We start from the raw sequence: 18,660 nt of genomic DNA on the forward strand, positions 1-18,660 counted from the left end.
GAGAGTTGCGCTTTGTGCTACCAATTTTTGACAAAAGCAGGCATTGGGAGCGCGAGTTTTGCAAAGGATGACGAGATGAGCCGACTTGATTTATTCATTGCTCGCATGGTGTCACAACGGGCCTGCCTGAACCATGCCGCTCAGCTTACGGCGGATATCTCGGGGCCGGTTTTCGAGCTTGGTCTGGGCAATGGGCGCACCTATCATCACATGTGCGAGATCATGCCAGAGCAAGACATCTATGTTTTTGAGCGCGCGATTGCCTCTCATCCCGACAGCACGCCGCCGGACGATCGGGTTCTTTTGGGGGATGTCTTTGAAACGCTGCCGCTGGCCCTGACGCGCTTTGGCGCAACGGCACGGCTTATTCATGCAGACCTTGGCGGGCACAACGCGCAGAAAAACGATGAATTTGCGCGCCGGGTGTCCCCGTTGATTGAACCCTTGCTGGCCGACGGGGGGCTGATGGTGTCAAGTGACCGGATGTATTTTGAGACCTTGACGCAGATCGCGCTGCCGCAAGACGCCATCGAGGGGCGGTGTTTCATTTACCGGCGCTGATATCGCGATCAGGGCGGTGTGTCAGACGGTTGTCGACAAAACCGCGTCGCGTATGGCCTTGATGTTCGCCCCGTAAGGCGCGGGGTTGCTGACGGACCCGCCGCGAAAGACGGCCGATCCCGCGACCAGTACATCCGCGCCCGCCGCCGCCACCAAGGGCGCGGTGGTGGGATCAACACCGCCGTCGATTTCGATATGGATGGGCCTGTCGCCGATCATCGCACGCAGTTGGCGCACCTTTTCAACCTGACTGTGGATGAATTTCTGCCCGCCAAAACCGGGGTTTACCGTCATGACACAGACCAGATCGACCATATCCAGCAGATATTCGACCGAAGAGGCAGGGGTGCCGGGGTTCAGCGCAACGCCGGCCTTTGCGCCAGCTGCGCGGATGGCCTGCATGGTGCGGTGGATATGCGGGCCCGCTTCGACATGGGCGGTGATGACATCGGCTCCCGCCTTGGCAAAGGCATCAATATAAGGATCGACGGGTGCGATCATCAGGTGCACGTCCATGACGGTCTTGATATGCGGGCGGATCGCAGCGCAGGTCGAGGGGCCAAAGGTGATGTTGGGTACGAAATGCCCATCCATCACATCCACATGCACCCAATCCGCGCCTTGCGCCTCTATGGCTTCGCATTCCGCGCCAAAGTTCGCGAAATCGGCAGAGAGGATCGACGGCGCGATTTTGAATGAGCGGTTGAGTGCCATTGGACGAACCTTTCGGGAGACGTTTTATCATTCCGCCTATATCGGTCCGGGCGCCCTTTGTCCAAGGGTGTGGCCGATGAATTTTATACGACACAGGTTACCTGTGGGACGCAGCGGGCACGGGCGCGTACCTCGCCGTCAACCCCGCCCAAGCTCTTTGACCATCCGGTCGCGCATTACGAATTTCTGCGGTTTTCCGGTCACGGTCATGGGCAACTCATCCTTGAAGGAAACATAGGCAGGGACCTTGAAATGCGCGATGGCGCTGCGGCAAAAATCCTGCACATCGGTTTCGGTCAGGTCACTGCCCGCGCGGGCCACGATCCACGCGCAGACCGCTTCGCCCAGTTTGTGGTCGGGAATGCCAAAGACCTGCGCCTGCAGGATGTCAGGGTGGGTATAGAGGAACTCTTCGATCTCGCGCGGATATATGTTTTCGCCACCGCGCAGGATCATATCCTTGAGCCTTCCTGTGATGGTGCAAAACCCATCCGCATCCAGACGCGCCAGATCGCCGGTGTGCATCCATCCCTGCGCGTCAATGCTGGCGGCGGTTTGTGCGTCGTCCTCCCAATATCCTAGCATCACGGAATAGCCGCGTGTCAGCAGTTCGCCCTGTTCACCTGTTTTGACGGTGTTGCCCGTGGCATCGACGATTTTCACCTCCACATGCGGGTGGATGCGACCGACGGAGGACACGCGTTTTTCCAGTGGGTCATCCACGTTGCTTTGGAAAGACACAGGTGAGGTTTCCGTCATACCGTAGGCGATTGTGACGCCGTGCATGTGCATGCGCGCCTGAACCTGCCGCATGACTTCAATCGGGCAGGGTGCCCCTGCCATGATCCCGGTGCGCAGGCTGGACAGATCAAAGGCGTCAAAATCCGCAAGTTCCAAGGCGTTCACGAACATCGTGGGCACGCCGTAAAGGGCCGTACATTTTTCCCGTGTGACGGCTTCAAGGGTGGTGCGCGCATCGAACCCTTCGCCGGGAATGACCATCGTGGCCCCTTTGGACACGCAGCCCAACGTGCCCATGACCATGCCAAAGCAGTGATAAAACGGCACCGGGATGCACAGTCGGTCCGCTTCGGTAAACTGCATCGTTTGCGTCACGAAATGCGCATTATTGACGATGTTGTGGTGCGTCAGGCACGCGCCTTTCGGGCTGCCCGTGGTGCCGGAGGTGAATTGTATATTGATTGCGTCTTGGGGGGATAAGTCGTTGGAAATCTGATCCAGTGTTTCGACCGAAACCCCACTGCCCGCTGCACAAAGCGCGTCAAACCCGGTGGTTCCCGCCGGTGGTGCGTCGCCGGTCACGATCACATGGCGCAGCATGGGCACGCGGGCGGCTTGGCACGCGCCGGGTGTGGCGTTTGCCAGTTCCGGCATCAGTTCCGTCAGCATCGCAACGTAGTCTGATGATTTGTGCCGCGGTGCCATGACCAGCGCTGCGCAGCCCACCTTGTTGAGCGCGTATTCCAGTTCGGACAGACGATAGGCGGGGTTGATACATACCAATATCGCGCCGATCCGGGCCGTGGCGAATTGTGTCAGCAGCCATTCTGCACAATTGGGCGCCCAGATGCCGACGCGGTCCCCTTTTTCGATGCCAAGCGTCAGCAAACCTGCCGCAAGCCGGTCCACCTCGCGCTCAAAATCGCGATAGGTCCAGCGGATGGCCTGCCGGGTGAAAACCGCGGCGGGGTGATCCGGCAGACGTGCTGCCGTTTGCGCCAGAAGCTGCGGGATCGTCACGTTCCACAATGGATCCGCCGTCGACCCGCAGACATGAGAGAGGTTGTTTTGTGGCTGCCGACCCAATGCGCTCACGGCTGTGATCCCCTTGCTGATTTGCCTCAAGGCTAGCGCAGAGGCGCGGAGCAGGCGAGTGGTACTATGACGAATTTACAACTTGATCGCCATTAGACGTACCAGATTGCCCGGCGGATCAGGTTCAGACCCAGAAAGAAGAACAGGATCAGGATGGCGTTGCGAAAGGCTTCGATGGACATCTTGCGGCGCAGAATTTCCCCGGCGGTAAAGCCAATCAGGGTCGGCAGCAGCATGGAAAATGAGATCGCGGCAAGTTCACCAGATAAAAACCCGACCTGCGCGTAAGTCACCACAAGCGGGAGTGACCCGACCGAGATCATAAACCCAGTGGCGCGAATGAACTCATCCTTATCGACGCCTTTGGTGTGCAGGTACATCGCCATCGGCGGCCCCCACGCGGCGGTCATGCCGCCCACCACTCCGGCCACAAGCGCAAAGAAGATTTGCGCAGCAGTGTCATAGCGGTCGGCGAGGGGCGGCAGCAGTTTGCGCCAACTGACCGCGACAAAGATCAGCACCACAATGCCAAGAATAGCGAGCAGCGCGCGGTCTGATGTGGTTTGCGTCATGATGGCCGTTGTCCCGACGCCCAGAAACAGAACGGCGGCAAAAAGCCAGTATCGGCGTGCTGTTCGTTTCAGCAATCCACCGCGCAGCATCTGCCACAGATTCGAGCCCAGCATCGGGAAAAGCACCAGCGCGATTGCCGTGCGCGGGTCCAGAAAAAGCGTCATGAACGCAATGGCCGCCGTCGGCAGGCCGATGCCGGTGACCCCTTTGATTGCGCCGGACACCAGAAAGGCAAAGCCCGCGATCACGATGAGCATTGTCAGGTCCATCGTTTACCCGTTCCACGCCGGGCAGCGGCTCGCAACACTGCTTGGTGCGCGCAAGGATGTCAGGAAGTCAGGCAAAACTGATCTGAGCCTTCATCGACTGTGTTCTGTCGCTGGCCAGATCAAAGGCGGCAATGGCATCTGCCAGCGGCAGCGTTTGCGTGATCAGGGGCTTTACGTCAATCAGCCCCTTTTGCATCAGCGTCACACCTGTAAAGAACTCCTCATGAAAGCGGAACGAGCCGCGCAGTTGCAACTCCTTGGCCGTCAATGCCTGCACCGGTAGGGTCATGTCTCCGCCCAACCCCAGTTGCACAATGATGCCACCCGGACGCAGGGCTGCGATCCCGCCAGCCAGTGCGGCGGCCACGCCCGTGCATTCAAACAGCACGTCAAAGGTGCCCTTGCCCGCTTGATAGGTCGCCAATCTGTCGGGATCGGTCGCGCCGTTGATCGTGACATCCGCCCCCTGTGCGGCGGCCATTTGCAGCGTGAAATCGGTCAGGTCCGTCGCGACGATTTCCGTCGCACCCGCGCGGCGGGCAACCAGAATGCTCAGCAACCCGATGGGGCCGCAGCCTGTCACCAACACGCGCTTGCCGAGCAGCGGGCCAGCCTGACTGGCGGCATGCAGACAGACGGCCAGGGGTTCGGCCATGGCAGCTTCGCCAGCGGATAAACCGTCGGCCACGGCACATTGCGCAGCATCCGCGACCAGAACCTGCCGGAATGCCCCCTGAATATGTGGCAACGGCATGGCGGAGCCGTAAAACCGCATGTTCAGGCATTGGTTGCGCATCCCTTCAGCACAATAGCTGCAGGTGCCACAGGGGCGCGAGGGTGACACCGCCACCAACTGCCCGACCTCAAGCCCGCTGACCCCCGCCCCAAGTGCTGTGATATGCCCGGATACTTCATGACCCAGCACCATGGGTTCCTTGAGGCGTACCGTGCCAAAGCCACCATTGTGATAGTAGTGCAGATCCGATCCGCAGATGCCCCCGGTCGCCAGCGCGATCCGAACCTGTCCGGCACCAAGGGCCTGTGGCTCATGCTCTTCGATGCGCAGATCATGCGCGGCGTGGATAACAAGCGATTTCATAGAGGTCTCTTTGGGCTGTTCAAGGGGCGGGTTGCCCGGCGTCCTTGACTCTGAGGGTTGGGGGTAAAATAAGCGGGACAGATCGCAATTGTCGAGCACAAAGAGGAATATCATGAGCCTGAGCCTATTTGACCTGACGGGCCGCCGCGCCCTGATTACGGGATCGTCGCAAGGCATCGGCTTTGCACTCGCCAAGGGCCTGCAAGCGGCGGGCGCTGACATCGTGCTGAACGGGCGCGACACGGACAAACTCGCCGCTGCCGCCGCGCAGTTGGGCGAGGGGACGCATCAGCTGCCCTTTGATGCAACGGACCACGCGGGTGTGCGTGCGGCGGTGGACGGGTTCGAGGCCGAGCACGGGGCGATTGATATCCTTGTGAATAATGCCGGAATGCAGCACCGCACCGCCCTTGAGGATTTCCCCGCGGATGCCTTTGAAAAGCTGATGCAGACAAACATCGCCAGTGTTTTCCATGTGGGCCAAGCCTGCGCGCGCCATATGATCCGCCGGAGCAAGGGCAAGATCATCAATATCGCCTCGGTGCAGACCGCGCTGGCACGGCCCGGGATCGCGCCTTACACGATGACCAAGGGCGCGGTTGCCAACCTGACCAAAGGCATGGCCACCGACTGGGCGCAATACGGGTTGCAGTGCAATGGGCTGGCGCCGGGGTATTTCGACACGCCGCTGAATGCCGCCTTGGTCGCGGACCCCGAGTTCACGACGTGGCTTGAAAAACGCACCCCTGCGGGGCGCTGGGGCAAGGTCGAGGAACTGGTCGGCACCTGTATTTTTCTGGCATCGGATGCGTCATCTTTTGTCAATGGGACGACCGTATTCGTGGATGGCGGGATCACGGCATCGCTTTAGACGCAAAGCGCTTTTCAAAGCGGCCCATGACGTGATCAACTCGACCCCATGATACCTGAGAGCACGAAGCGACCTGTGGGCAATTCGCTGTTTGTGGCTGCCCTGATCCTGTTTGCGCTGCCCTTCGCCTATTATGCGGTGGCGCGCGGCATGATGCTGAACGATCCCGGCGAACAGGCACTGTCGCGGCTGTTTCACGGTGGTGCCGCACTGAGCAATACCGCGGTCTACGGCCATATGATCGCGGGTGGTTTGATCACCGCACTCGCGCCGCTGCAGTTGTCGCGGGTTTTGCGCCAGCGCGCGGCCCTGCTGCACCGCACTTTGGGGTATGTTCTTGTCAGTGCGGCCATGTTCACCAGCCTCGGCGGGCTGATCTATATCGTGCTGCAAGGCACCATTGGTGGCCCGGTCATGAGCATCGGCTTTGCGCTATATGGCATCCTGATGCTTTTGGCCTGCGTCCAGACAGTGCGCTATGCGCGGTTGCGGCACCCACTTCACCGGCTTTGGGCCGAACGACTGGTGATCCTCGCGCTGGCCTCATTGCTCTACCGCGTGCATTACGGCGTTTGGGAAATCCTGACCGGTGGGCTTGGGTCACGGGATGACTTTTCCGGGCCGTTCGATGTCATTCAGGTCTTTGCGTTCTATCTGCCCTACCTTGCCCTGCACGGCTGGCTCTGGCGCAGGCGGGAATCCCGCTAGGCTTCAACCTTCAGAATGCGGCTGTGTTTCTGAATTTCCGCGCGGACCTGTTCAAAGGTTGTAAAACCCCGCGCCTCCAGCACCGGGATCAGCGCAACCAGCGCCTTGGCCGTGGCCAGCGCATCGCCAAGCCCGGTGTGGCGCACGTCATCGGGAATATGCACGTTCAGACGGTCGCATAAAGCATCCAGCGTATGTTCTGCCGAGCCGCCAAAAACCACCGCGGACAGATGTACCGTATCCAGAATGGGGTTGTCGAACGCATAGTCCTGATCACGACACTGGCGTCTGAGGAATGCCATATCAAAGGGGGCGTTATGGGCGACGATCACGGCGTGTTCGGCGAATTGATGGAACGCGCGGCAGGCGACATCAAAGCCCGGCGCATCGGCGACCATGGCATCACTGATCTGATGCACCGCCGTGGACCCCGGCGGGATGGTCCGGCCGGGATTGACCAGCGTATCAAAGACCTCGCCTTCGATGATCTTGCCGTTGACGACACGCACGGCGCCCAATTGCACAACCTCGTCCGTATGTGGATCAAGACCGGTCGTTTCGCTGTCAAAAACAACGAATGTCAGATCACGCAGTCTCGTTTGATCCAGCGATGTGGGTTCTTCGAAGTCGAGCAGGTCAAAGTCATAGACCAGAGGGCGCGCGGCATCGGGGCGCAGTGGCTCCAGCATCAAGGTGTAGCCCGCATCCGCGCCGAACACCCGGATGTGACCTTTGTAAACCGCGCCGGAGCGGCCTTTGAGGGCGATCTCATGGCGCAGGGCGTTTTGCTTTTTCAGCGCAGACAGGGCCTCAAGCACGGATTGTTTGTCAAGGTAGTCAAACACCGATCCTTTGAGGCGGGCAGGGCATTCCCGTTCCATCAGGTCGGCGGCCTGCCCGTCATAAAGGATGATCTGGTGATCCTGCCGCGCCACGATCACGGCGACGGGAATGTCAGACAGGATTTGCAACAGTTGCGAGCGCTGCGCATCCAGCCGCGCGGTGCGTTCCACCACCGCCTCGGAGGAGGCGCGCGTCTCATCCCTGAGCTTGCGGTGGATCGCGCAGACAGCCGGTGCCAGATCACCGAGGTATTTGGCGGTTTCCGCTTCGATTTCCGTGTCGATATCGACGTGGGTGCGCACGCGCAGACTGGCGGCCAATGCCTCGATCGGTTTGCTGACGTTTTCGTCGAACAAAAGCCAGATCAGGACCACCAGACCCAGAATGCCAAAGCCCGCGATCACACCGGACGTGATGAAGGCCGACAGCGCATCACCGTCCCCCAACTGGCGAAACCCCATGTAAAGCGCGCCAAGGCAGATCGCGATACTGCCAAAGGCCGTCAGGCAAAAGAACAGAAAGACCCGGAGCCGGAGGCTGAGGTTTTTCATCTCACACCTCCTCGCAGGCGACCCTCAGGATTGGATCGCTGGCACTGACGGCGATCCAGTCAACGCCCAGTGCTTCACCGTTGTCGCCAAATTCCACGCCGTCAATGATGTCAGCGCGCCGACTTTGCGTGCAGTCAAACAGCACAGGCACCTTGGCCGTGCGCGCCCATCGGCCATAGAACACCAGATCGACGATGCGCTGGCCGGGTTGTTCTGCGTGTGTGCGCATGGTCGCCTGATCCACGGCCACAAAGCGGCTGACATAGGGCACCGCATAGGTCCATGGCCGGTAGAAAACCTGTTCTTCCACGCTTTGCGCGACGACGAAACCTCCGGGCATATTGGCCTGCGTGCGGGCAAACCAGCCGTATTCGCTGGAGATCGTCGCCACCAGCATGGCCAGACCTGCGGACACCGGTACCAGCCAGCTTGGCAAACGCCCCTTGAGCAGGGTCCGGTTCACGGCCCAGACAAGCAGCGCCATGGCAACGCCTGCGATAATCGTGCCGATCAATTCGAAAAACATGAGCCTTCTCCTCCCCGAGAATTGCCGTAGATATCAGCCCAAGATGCCACGTCCTTGCATCAGAGCCGACTGCATTGTTTTGATCACGACAAAAGCATCCCGCAGGTGACTGCGTTCGAAATCCGACAGGCGGGCCGGGGGCAGGTAGTTGTCGGGTGCCTTGCCCTCCTTGATCAGCCGCGCCTGATGTTCAAGCCGCGTCTGTGCAACCAGATCATAGGCCTCCAGCAGGTCGCGCCCGCCCTTGGCGCTGATCGTCTTGTTGTTGAGCGCGGCAATCAACCGGGCGCGCGTGTTGGCGACGGTGAGCTTGCCTTGCAGGGCATACATGCGCCCCAGATCAACCACGGGTACGACCCCGTTCAGCTTGGTGTCGATGGTCTTGCGGTGATCGCCGGAGCTGATGGTGGCAAGACCGCGCAGCAGCCCCAGAGGTGTCTGATGGGTCAGTGAATTGCTGGCCATATGCGCGGTGAAGATCGAGTTCTTGGCGGCTTTTTCCAGCGTGGCCTGTTGCATACCGTGAAAGAGCGATGCGTCGCCGCCGATGGGGCGCAGGTCGAACATCACGGAGGCCAGCATCTGTGCTTCCTTGCTCGGGCTCTTGATCCAGCCGTTGAAATACTCTTTCCAGACCGACAGCGGCTGGCACCAGCGCGGGTTCGTGGCCATCATGTCGCCGGGGCAATAGACATAGCCGCAGGCGTTCAACCCATCGCTGACAAAGGTGGCCATCTCGTGAAAATAGGCGATGTCATCCCGCGATGCGCCATCCTCAAGGATCAGGCAATTGTCCTGATCCGACACACCTGTCTGTTCCTGCCGCCCTTGTGATCCGCAGGCAAGCCACAGATACCGTAGCGGTGCGGGGCCGAGTTTTTCCTCTGCCATGTTCAGCAATCTGCGTGTCACCACATCCGCGATGTCCGTGATCATGCGCGTTACGACGTCATGCCGGTTTCCGGCCGCAACCAGTTGCACGAGCAGTGCTGGAATGCGGCCCGTGATATCCGCGAGCGCCTCGACGCTTTGGGCGCGTGCCGCATCAGCAACGAGCCCCGCGGCAGTTGTCGCCTGATAGCGGGTGAGGTCGGTTTGCGTGACGATCCCGACCAGCTTGCCCGCGTCGACAATCGGCAAATGGCCGAGGTTGTATTCCATCATCATATGCAGCACGTCCGAACCGATGGCGGTTGGTGGCAGTGACACGGGTTCGTTCTGGATGATGTCGCTGAGCGGCGTTTGCGGGGGCAGACCTGCCGCAAGCGCTTTGCCCACAAGGTCACGCAGGGTCACGATCCCGGTCAGACGGTCCTCTTCGGTGATGCACAGGCAGGAAATGCGCCGTGATGTCATCAGAACCGCCGCATCCACCACCGAAGTCCCCGGCGTGCAGGTCACCGGATTACGGACCATCAGCGCATCGACCGAGACCTGCGCGAGGCTGGTCTGCTGCGTTGCGCTCTTGTCGGGGCGTGCGCTGCTGCGTGCAAAAAAGCGCTGAAAAGGGGATTGTTCGGTGCGCAGGGTGTTGAAAAGCGAAACGGGCACGCGGATCAAAAGCGTGTCCCTGACGGCGCGGGCCGATGTGACGGCATTGCCATCTGCCAGCAATCCCCGTTCGCCAAAAGAGTTTCCACGCTCCAGCATGGAGACCTGCGTGTCGGATTGATCCCGGACATCGACCAGCCCGGATTGGATGATGTAGAGCCCCTCAAGCGGTTCGCCGTAAGCATAGATCATCTCGCCTTCAGCGACGCTGAGTTTCTCAACCTGTGCGGCCACATCGTTGAGCACACCGGCGGGCAACTCATCATAGGGGTGCTGGCGCGACAGAAAGGTCAGGGCATCTTCGTTCATCGAAACATCCTTGAAGAAAGGCACCTGCCCCACGTCATGCGGGGCAGGTGTGTTTTGTGGACTGGCCGGGGATTTCCCGGCCAACCGCAAGGCTTAGTGATCTACTGCACCGCCGGCACCGGCTGGCACACGAACACTTTCGACAAGGTCCTTGATCTCCTGCGGTGTTTCCTTGGTGATCGAAGAGACACCGAAGGCAACCGCAAAGTTGATCACCGCGCCAACCGCACCGATGGCGGTGGACTGGATGCCCAGCAAGCTGCCCTCTGCCGTATCCGCAAAGGAGTTGGTGTCAGGGATGAAGAACCAGCCTTTGTGCAGGAAGATATAGACCAGCGTGAAGACCAGACCGGCAAGCATACCGGCAACCGCGCCCACGTTGTTCACCCGCTTGGAGAAGATCCCCATCATCAGGGCCGGGAAGATCGACGCCGCCGCCAGACCAAAGGCCAGAGCCACCGTCTGCGCCGCAAAGCCCGGAGGATTGAGGCCGAGGATGACCGCGACCACGATCGCTGCCGCCATGGAGATCCGCGCCGCAAGCAGTTCGGATTTTTCCGACATGTTCGGCGTCAGCTGCCCCTTGAGCAGGTCATGACTGACCGCTGAGGAGATCGCCAGCAACAGACCGGCCGCCGTGGACAGCGCCGCGGCAAGACCGCCCGCAGCCACAAGACCGATCACCCAGCCCGGCAGGTTCGCAATCTCAGGGTTGGCCAGCACGAGGATGTCGCGGTTGAAGTTGGTCAGCTCATTGCCTTCCCAGCCGTTTGCCGCCGCCTTTTCAGCCATCGCGTCGTTCTTGTCGTTGTAGTACTGGATCTTGCCGTCGCCGTTCTTGTCTTCCCAATCGAGAAGACCGGTTTTCTGCCATGTCGCCATCCAGTTGTACTCGGGCGATGTCTCGATTGTCTCAACCGATACTGCTTCGCCGTTCACACCGTTTGGCCACATCATCTCGGAGATGTTCAGGCGTGCCATCGCACCAACCGCAGGGGCCGTGAGATAGAGCAGCGCGATGAAGACCAGCGTCCAGCCCGCCGACCAACGTGCGTCAGATACGCGTGGGACTGTAAAGAAGCGCATGATCACATGCGGCAAACCGGCGGTCCCGATCATCAGTGACAGGGTAAAGAGAACCATGTTCAGGCTGTCTTTATGCGCCTCGGTGTAGCTGGCAAAACCAAGGTCGGTTACGATCTGGTCCAGTTTTGTCAGCAGGTAAACACCGCTGCTTGTGCCATCTGCGTTGAGCGTTTCTGAAAACAGACCGAGCGCCGGGATGGGTGTCCCCGTCAGTTGCAGAGAGATGAACACAGCCGGGATCGTGTAGGCGAGGATCAGCACGCAGTATTGCGCGACCTGCGTGTATGTAACACCCTTCATGCCGCCGAAAACGGCATAAGCGAACACGACGCAAGACCCCAGAAGCAGACCCCAGAAGGCGTCGATCTCAAGGAAGCGGCCAAAGGCGATGCCCACACCCTGCATCTGTCCGATCACATAGGTGATCGAGGCCACCAGCAGGCAGATCACGGCCACCAGACGCGCCGTGGGGGAGTAGAAACGATCACCGATGAATTCAGACACGGTGAACTTGCCGAACTTTCGCAGGTAAGGCGCCAAGAGCAGTGCCAGCAGCACATAGCCGCCTGTCCAGCCCATCAGGAAGGAGGAGTTGTCATACCCGGTGAAGGCAATCAGACCGGCCATGGAAATGAAGGACGCCGCAGACATCCAGTCCGCCGCCGTGGCCATACCGTTGGTGACAGGATGAACACCCCGGCCCGCGGCATAGAATTCGGAGGTCGAGCCTGCACGGGCCCAGACCGCAATGCCGATGTAAAGCGCGAAAGACGCGCCCACAAACAGCAGGTTCAGTGTAAACTGGTCCATTGCCTATTCCTCCACGCCGTATTGTTTGTCGATCTTGTTCATCCGCCAGGCGTAGAAAAAGATCAGTGCGAGAAAGACGAGAATGGAACCTTGCTGGGCAAACCAGAAGCCCAGATCCGTACCGCCAACGCCAATGCCCGAAATCACCGGGCGCAGCAAAATGCCAAAGCCAAAGGACACAAGGGCCCATATGATCAGACTGATCCGGATCATGCGGATATTGGCGGTCCAATACCCACCCGCGTCCTCCGCAGCCCGGCTGTCTGTGTTTGTTTGTTGTTCTGCCATTTTGGCGTTCCTCCTTTTAAGTTCTGTTGCGGGCCGGATGTGGCCAGCAGGTGTTTTCAAGCTGTAACTCTCGAAACGATTTGCGCGATGCTTTGGGCGATGGCCGAGATGTCGCCCATCGCATTGACCCGACGCAGCGATCCCTTAGCGTCGTAATATGCAATCAGTGGTTCGGTTTGTTCTTGATATGCATCAAGGCGTGACATGACGGTCTGGGCATTGTCGTCGGCCCGGCGCGTCATCTTGGTGCTGCCGCAGCCATCGCAAACACCCTCTGCCCGGGTCGGTTTGAAATTGTCGTGATAGCCTTCACCGCAGTCGGCACAGGTGAAGCGGCCCGCGATGCGCAGAACCATCTTGACGTTGTCGACCTCCAGCGCGATTGCGGCATTGATGCGCTGGCCAGATTTCGCAAGCATCTGATCCAGTGCCTCGGCCTGACCGGTTGTGCGCGGAAACCCGTCAAGCACCACGCCAGCGGCGCAATCAGGTTCGCACAGGCGGTCGGCAAGAACTTGCAGGACGATTTCGTCACTGACCAGCCCGCCGGCGGCCATAACGGCCTTGGCTTCGATCCCGGCCTTGGTGCCCGCGGCCACAGCCGCGCGCAACAGGTCACCGGTGGAGAGTTGCACAAGGCCGAATTTTTCCTGCAGCATGCGGGCTTGCGTGCCCTTGCCGGCTCCCGGAGGGCCAAGCAGGATCAGGACCGGTGCGGTGTTTGGGTGTGTTGAACCATCCATATTATCAAGCGTCCTGTTTGTTCATTCTGTTTTTGATGAGGTCATCGACGACGGTTGGGTCTGCGAGTGTTGAGGTGTCTCCGAGGGTTGCGAAGTCGTCTTCGGCGATTTTGCGCAGGATGCGGCGCATGATTTTGCCGGAGCGTGTTTTGGGCAGGCCGGGGGCCCATTGGATGAGGTCTGGGGATGCGATGGGGCCGATTTCTGCGCGGACCCATTTGCGCAATTCCTGATAGAGTTCATCGCTGGGTTCTTCGCCGTTCATCAGGGTGACGTAGCAATAGATGCCCTGTCCCTTGATGTCATGCGGGTATCCGACAACGGCGGCTTCGGCGACTTTGGCGTGGGCGACCAGCGCGCTTTCGACCTCTGCGGTGCCCATGCGGTGGCCCGAGACGTTGATCACGTCATCGACCCGTCCCGTGATCCAGTAATCGCCGTCCGCGTCGCGCTTGCAGCCATCTCCGGTGAAGTAATAGCCTTTGTAATCAGAGAAGTAGGTCTTTTCGAAGCGTTCGTGATCGCCCCAGATGGTGCGCATCTGGCCGGGCCAGCTGTCGGCGATGACCAGCACGCCCTCGACGTCGTTGCCCTCCAGCACCTCGCCTGACGCAGGCTCCAGCACCATCGGCTTGATGCCAAAGAAAGGCTTCATCGCCGAGCCCGGTTTCATGGTATGCGCGCCGGGCAGAGGGGTCATCAGATGCCCGCCTGTTTCGGTCTGCCACCAGGTGTCGACGATGGGGCATTTGCCCTTGCCCACCACGTCATTGTACCAGTTCCAGGCCTCGGGGTTGATCGGCTCGCCCACGGTGCCCAGCACCTTGAGATCACTCAGATCGCATTTTTCGACGAACTCCTTGCCCTGTCCCATCAGCGCGCGGATGGCGGTGGGGGCGGTGTAGAACTGGTTGACTTTGTGCTTTTCGCAGACCTGCCAGAAGCGGCTGGCATCGGGGTAGGTCGGCACGCCCTCGAACATGATGGTGGTCGCGCCATTGGCCAGCGGCCCGTAGACGATATAGCTGTGGCCCGTCACCCAGCCCACATCGGCGGTGCACCAGAACACATCGCCATCGTGGTAATCAAACACGATCTCATGGGTCATCGCGGCATAGGTGAGATAGCCGCCCGAGGTGTGCACGACGCCCTTGGGCTGCCCGGTGGAGCCGGAGGTATAGAGGATGAACAGCGGGTCTTCGGCGTTCATCTCGGCGGGGTGGGAGACATCGGAGGCCTCCAGCATCATCTCGCCGCAGTCAAAATCGCGCCCGTCGATCCAGGTGGTCTGCCCGCCTGTGCGCTTGACGACGAGGCACTTCACGCTGTCCTTGCAGTGCAGCAGGGCCGCATCCGTATTGGCCTTGAGCGCTGTGGCGCGCCCGCCGCGCGGGGCGTGATCGGCGGTGATGACGACTTTGGCGTCACTGCCATTGATCCGCGCGGCAAGTGCATCGGGCGAGAACCCGGCAAAGACGATGGAGTGGATCGCGCCGATGCGCGCACAGGCCAGCATCGCATAGGCCGCCTCGGGGATCATCGGCAGGTAGATCACCACCCGGTCGCCGCGCCGCACGCCAAGGCTTTCCAGCACATTGGCCATCTTGCAGACCGAAACATGCAATTGCTTGTAGGTGATATGTTTGGCGGCATCCTTGGGGTCATCCGGCTCCCAGATGATCGCGGTCTGATCGGCGCGCGTGGCCAGATGGCGATCGACGCAATTGGCCGCCACATTCAACGTCCCATCGCCGTACCAGTTGATCGACACAGAGCCGAGATCGAAGTTCACATCCCTGACCTTGGTGAACGGCTTGATCCAGTCAACCCGCCCCCCCTCACGCCGCCAAAACCCCTCAGAATCCGAAACAGACTCCGAATAAAGAGACGCGTATTGCGATAAGGTGACGTGGGGTGTTCTGGTCATTGTTTTCTCCTCACAGTAGTATTTCGACAGTTGAAGCGCGGGGCGGGTCAGAAAATTACCCAGCGCCTTTGTTGAATAACTTTTACGTGAGTTTTGAAAATTAGTAACTACTTAGCTGTTTAAGAACAATTATCCTGTAAATAATTTTTTTCTAATCTTGGTAAATTGTAAATTAATACTGCGACAATCCGCCAAAAGTTAATGACTCCAATGGATTGCTGGTTAATATTTGAAAGAATGTTGCGCCACCGATTGTCGCCCGTTAGCGCTGGTCAAAGTAGTGGTTGGTCTGCCCTTTTCGCTCTGGCGCGATTTCTTTGGCGGTGCTTTGGCTCAGAAACCGGATTTTAAGTCTGACCATGCTACGAGTCGTTCGACGGCGCGGGTGCCGCGACAGAGTATTCTTGCGCCGGCTGGACTGCGTAAGATTTTGACGACCGTGTAATTATGTCGATTGTGTAGGGGAGGGATCAGTGAAGCGTCGTGAGTTTTTGCAGAGTTCTGCAGTGAGTGTGTTTATGGGGGGCACGGTTGCGGCCCACGCCGCAGTGCCTATCACCCTGCCGGATTACAACATGCCCGAGAAGTTCTTGCCGCGCGAAGTGCGCTTGCGTAATGACCTCGACCCTTTTGAAATTCATGTCGATCCGGGGCAATATGCGCTTTACTGGACGCTCCCTGATAAAAGGGCGATCCGCTATGCGGTCGGTATTGGGCGCACGCACCTTTATGAACATGGCGAATTTTTTGTTGGGGCCAAAAAGGAATGGCCGAGTTGGACGCCGACACCGGAAATGATCGAGCGCGACCCGCAAAGCTATGCGCGCTTTGCAGACGGGATGCCGGGCGGGCTCAACAATCCGCTTGGATCACGCGGGCTTTACCTGTTCACGCCCAGCCGGGGCGACACGTTTTTGCGCATTCACGGCACCAATGACCCCGAAACCATCGGTCGGCGTGTGTCGAATGGATGTGCGCGTCTGATCAATGACCAGATGATCGACCTATATGACCGTGTCCCGCTCAAGACACGCGTGGTGCTGTACCCGATCGGGCGCACTTAGCGCGTCTGGCGGATTACCTGAAACCTCCAGTAAAACGTGAGCGTTGAAACCCTTTGTTTCAGGCAGCATTGCGTGAAACAGGACTTTCGCTTGACGCTTTAGCGCCGGATTGTCAGCAACCCCATCGGCTGGGGTCAATGTTCAATTGCGTCGCCGTTCAATCCGTGTTTAAGGGCAAGGTATCCCCGCAATTCTGCGCTCTTTGACGGAGGTCTGGTTTGAAATCTGCGCATGCTGACACGCCGCAGGGCTTTGCCTTTGCGATGTCTGCCTACTTTTTGTGGGGTTTTTTGCCCATCTACATGAAGGCACTGGCGGAGGTCACACCGCTCGAGGTCCTTGCGCATCGGGTCGTCTGGTCGATCCCGATTGCAGCAATCGTGCTCGTCGCACTGGGGCGCACGAAAGACCTGCGCGCGGCGTTGATGTCGCCGCGCACGCTCGCGATGGGGGCTGTGACGGCCGCGCTGATCTCGGCGAACTGGGGGATTTACATCTGGTCCATCTTTTCGGGCAAGGCGCTTGAGGCCGCCCTTGGCTATTACATCAACCCGTTGTTCAGCGTCTTTCTGGGCGCGTTGCTGCTGGGGGAACGGCTCGACAAGATCAAATGGGCTGCCATGGCGCTCGCCCTGGCGGCGGTCATTATTCTGACAGTGGAAAGCGGTTCCGTTCCCATCGTCGCACTTGCACTGACCGGAACCTGGGGGTTTTACGCATACTTCAAACGGTCGCTCCCCATCGGACCAAATCAAGGATTCCTGCTCGAAGTTCTGCTGCTGTCTGTGCCGGCTTTGGGGTTCATTGCATATCTGGCCTATTCCGGCACTGGGCATTTCATGATGGGCAGTGCGCCTGATACGTGGCTGCTGATCGGCTGCGGCGTCGTAACGGCGGTTCCGCTGATGTTATATGCAAACGGGGCAAAACTGTTGCGCCTTTCCACGATTGGCATGCTCCAATACATCGCGCCCACGATGATTTTCCTGATCGCGGTCTTTGTTTTTGGGGAGCAATTTGGCCGCGCGCGGATGATCGCCTTCCCGATGATCTGGTGTGCCTTGGCGCTTTATTCATATGCGCTGTGGAAAGAAACACGGCTGGCCCGCGCCTGACTACTGCAGACGATCCAGAAGCTGCGGGGAAGGGACGCCCGTCACCGGCAGTCCCTGGCTGGCCTGATAGGCGCGAATGGCCGCTTGCGAATTGGGACCAATCACACCATCGGCCCCCTGGGTGTCAAACCCGCTTGCGGTCAGCCGTATTTGCAGGGCGATCCGGTCATCTTTTGTCAGGCCGTTTTCGTCCGGCGGAAAGGGTGTAACCAGCGGACCGCGCCCCGCGATGCGATCTGACAGGTGCCCGACGCCGATGGCATAGGCATCCGAATTGTTGTAGCGTTTTATGACGCGGAAATTTTGGTTCACTGCAAACCGGGGGCCGTTTTCCTGTGGTTGAATGATCGTGCCGGAGGCCGCGCCCGTCACCTCGTTGCCCCATCGTTGACCGCGCACCCATCCGTTGCGCTCAAGGTAGGCTGCGGCAGATGCGAGCGCATCGCTCGGATCATCCGACCAGATATCGCGGCGACCGTCGCCGGTGAAATCCACGGCAAAAGCCTGATACGAAGTCGGGATGAACTGGGTGTGACCCATCGCGCCCGCCCAACTGCCAACAAGACGGTCCGCCGTGATGTCGCCGCTTTGCACAATGCGCAGGGCTTCGATGAGCTGCTTTTCGAAAAACGCCCCCCGCCGACCATCGAAGGCCAGTGTAGATGTTGCGGAAACCACGGGCACATTCCCGCGCCGCGCGCCGTAAAAACTTTCCAGCCCCCAGATGGCCGTAATGATGTTTGCATCCACCCCGTAGCGCGCCTCAAGCGTTTCCAGAACGCTGGCGTATTGACGCCGCGCATCGCGCCCCTGCGCGACGCGTTCGTCTGACACGGCGATGGACAGATAGTCTTCAAGCGAGCGTTTGAATTCGGTCTGGTTGCGGTCGCGGCGCACCACACCGGGCAAATAGCCCGTGCCCTGGAAAGCGCGGCGCAGGGTGTCATCCGTGATGCCCGCGGCGCGCGCACGTTGCTGAAAGCTGGCCACCCAGGCATCGTAGGCACTGTTGCGAACGGGCCTGAGATCATCGGGGAGGGCGGTGGTCGCGGGGCGCCCGGTTGGGCTGGCCGTGCAGCCTGACAAGGCGAGGGCCAGCGCGCCAAGGTTGAAGTTACGCCGCGTCACATACATCGCATTCTCCTACGCAAGTCCGCCCAAGATGGCACCAGCTTTAAGCGCTTAGTGAGCGGACCTAAAGCGAAATCCAGCCGTC

Annotated in this window: 17 protein-coding genes; 5 read left to right on the forward strand and 12 right to left on the reverse strand. The window is 59.6% G+C overall.

Annotated features, from left to right (window positions below; genetic code table 11):
- Positions 1-75 precede the first annotated feature (75 nt).
- The gene (locus RD1_RS05065; RefSeq protein ID WP_044033354.1) at positions 76-561 is read left to right on the forward strand and encodes a class I SAM-dependent methyltransferase; all 486 of its coding nucleotides are present in this window, start codon (positions 76-78) and stop codon (positions 559-561) included.
- Between the two features lie 21 nt (positions 562-582).
- Here RD1_RS05065 and rpe read toward each other — a convergent pair whose 3' ends face one another.
- The 4 genes from rpe to RD1_RS05085 all read right to left on the reverse strand — a co-directional run bounded on the left by rpe (position 583) and on the right by RD1_RS05085 (position 5,052).
- Positions 583-1,275, reverse strand: a complete 693-nt coding sequence (gene rpe, locus RD1_RS05070; RefSeq protein ID WP_011567383.1) for a ribulose-phosphate 3-epimerase — start codon at positions 1,273-1,275, stop codon at positions 583-585.
- Positions 1,276-1,413: 138 nt separating this feature from the next.
- Positions 1,414-3,111, reverse strand: a complete 1,698-nt coding sequence (locus RD1_RS05075) for an AMP-binding protein (RefSeq protein ID WP_011567384.1) — start codon at positions 3,109-3,111, stop codon at positions 1,414-1,416.
- Positions 3,112-3,203: 92 nt separating this feature from the next.
- Positions 3,204-3,953, reverse strand: a complete 750-nt coding sequence (locus RD1_RS05080; RefSeq protein WP_011567385.1) for a sulfite exporter TauE/SafE family protein — start codon at positions 3,951-3,953, stop codon at positions 3,204-3,206.
- Between the two features lie 67 nt (positions 3,954-4,020).
- Positions 4,021-5,052, reverse strand: a complete 1,032-nt coding sequence (locus tag RD1_RS05085; RefSeq protein WP_011567386.1) for an L-idonate 5-dehydrogenase — start codon at positions 5,050-5,052, stop codon at positions 4,021-4,023.
- A 112-nt stretch (positions 5,053-5,164) separates the two neighbouring features.
- Here RD1_RS05085 and RD1_RS05090 point away from each other — a divergent pair, with 112 nt between their 5' ends.
- Together RD1_RS05090 and RD1_RS05095 are read left to right on the forward strand one after the other, a co-directional pair.
- Positions 5,165-5,923, forward strand: coding sequence for an SDR family oxidoreductase (locus RD1_RS05090; RefSeq protein WP_011567387.1), 759 nt, complete (start codon positions 5,165-5,167; stop codon positions 5,921-5,923).
- A gap of 75 nt (positions 5,924-5,998) precedes the next feature.
- A complete protein-coding gene (locus tag RD1_RS05095; protein ID WP_245897197.1) occupies positions 5,999-6,631 on the forward strand; it encodes a DUF2306 domain-containing protein in 633 nt (210 codons plus the stop codon).
- Here RD1_RS05095 and RD1_RS05100 read toward each other — a convergent pair.
- From RD1_RS05100 to acs, 7 genes are all read right to left on the reverse strand, one after another.
- Complete coding sequence (locus RD1_RS05100; protein ID WP_011567389.1) at positions 6,628-8,025, reverse strand: 3'-5' exonuclease; 1,398 nt, start codon at positions 8,023-8,025, stop codon at positions 6,628-6,630. The two genes, RD1_RS05095 and RD1_RS05100, sit on opposite strands and share 4 nt — an antisense overlap.
- Before the next feature lies 1 nt (position 8,026).
- Positions 8,027-8,551 (reverse strand): hypothetical protein, encoded by a 525-nt coding sequence (locus RD1_RS05105; RefSeq protein ID WP_011567390.1) that lies wholly within the window; start codon positions 8,549-8,551, stop codon positions 8,027-8,029.
- A 33-nt stretch (positions 8,552-8,584) separates the two neighbouring features.
- Positions 8,585-10,411, reverse strand: coding sequence for a DUF294 nucleotidyltransferase-like domain-containing protein (locus RD1_RS05110; protein ID WP_011567391.1), 1,827 nt, complete (start codon positions 10,409-10,411; stop codon positions 8,585-8,587).
- Positions 10,412-10,504: 93 nt separating this feature from the next.
- Complete coding sequence (locus tag RD1_RS05115; RefSeq protein WP_011567392.1) at positions 10,505-12,307, reverse strand: sodium:solute symporter family protein; 1,803 nt, start codon at positions 12,305-12,307, stop codon at positions 10,505-10,507.
- Positions 12,308-12,310: 3 nt separating this feature from the next.
- Entirely contained in the window at positions 12,311-12,595 is a 285-nt protein-coding gene (locus RD1_RS05120; RefSeq protein ID WP_011567393.1) for a DUF4212 domain-containing protein, read from the reverse strand.
- A gap of 56 nt (positions 12,596-12,651) precedes the next feature.
- A complete protein-coding gene (locus RD1_RS05125) occupies positions 12,652-13,338 on the reverse strand; it encodes an adenylate kinase (RefSeq protein WP_011567394.1) in 687 nt (228 codons plus the stop codon).
- 4 nt (positions 13,339-13,342) lie between these two features.
- Positions 13,343-15,265, reverse strand: a complete 1,923-nt coding sequence (acs, locus tag RD1_RS05130; RefSeq protein ID WP_011567395.1) for an acetate--CoA ligase — start codon at positions 15,263-15,265, stop codon at positions 13,343-13,345.
- A gap of 518 nt (positions 15,266-15,783) precedes the next feature.
- On the opposite strand from acs, the gene RD1_RS05135 reads away from it, so the two are divergent.
- Entirely contained in the window at positions 15,784-16,329 is a 546-nt protein-coding gene (locus RD1_RS05135; RefSeq protein ID WP_245897199.1) for a L,D-transpeptidase, read from the forward strand.
- Positions 16,330-16,592: 263 nt separating this feature from the next.
- Positions 16,593-17,444 (forward strand): EamA family transporter RarD, encoded by an 852-nt coding sequence (gene rarD / locus RD1_RS05140; protein ID WP_050759124.1) that lies wholly within the window; start codon positions 16,593-16,595, stop codon positions 17,442-17,444.
- Here rarD and RD1_RS05145 read toward each other — a convergent pair whose 3' ends face one another.
- Positions 17,445-18,578 (reverse strand): lytic murein transglycosylase, encoded by a 1,134-nt coding sequence (locus tag RD1_RS05145; protein WP_011567398.1) that lies wholly within the window; start codon positions 18,576-18,578, stop codon positions 17,445-17,447.
- Between the last annotated feature and the right edge of the window lie 82 nt (positions 18,579-18,660).

This window comes from Roseobacter denitrificans OCh 114, assembly GCF_000014045.1.
GTDB lineage: Bacteria > Pseudomonadota > Alphaproteobacteria > Rhodobacterales > Rhodobacteraceae > Roseobacter > Roseobacter denitrificans.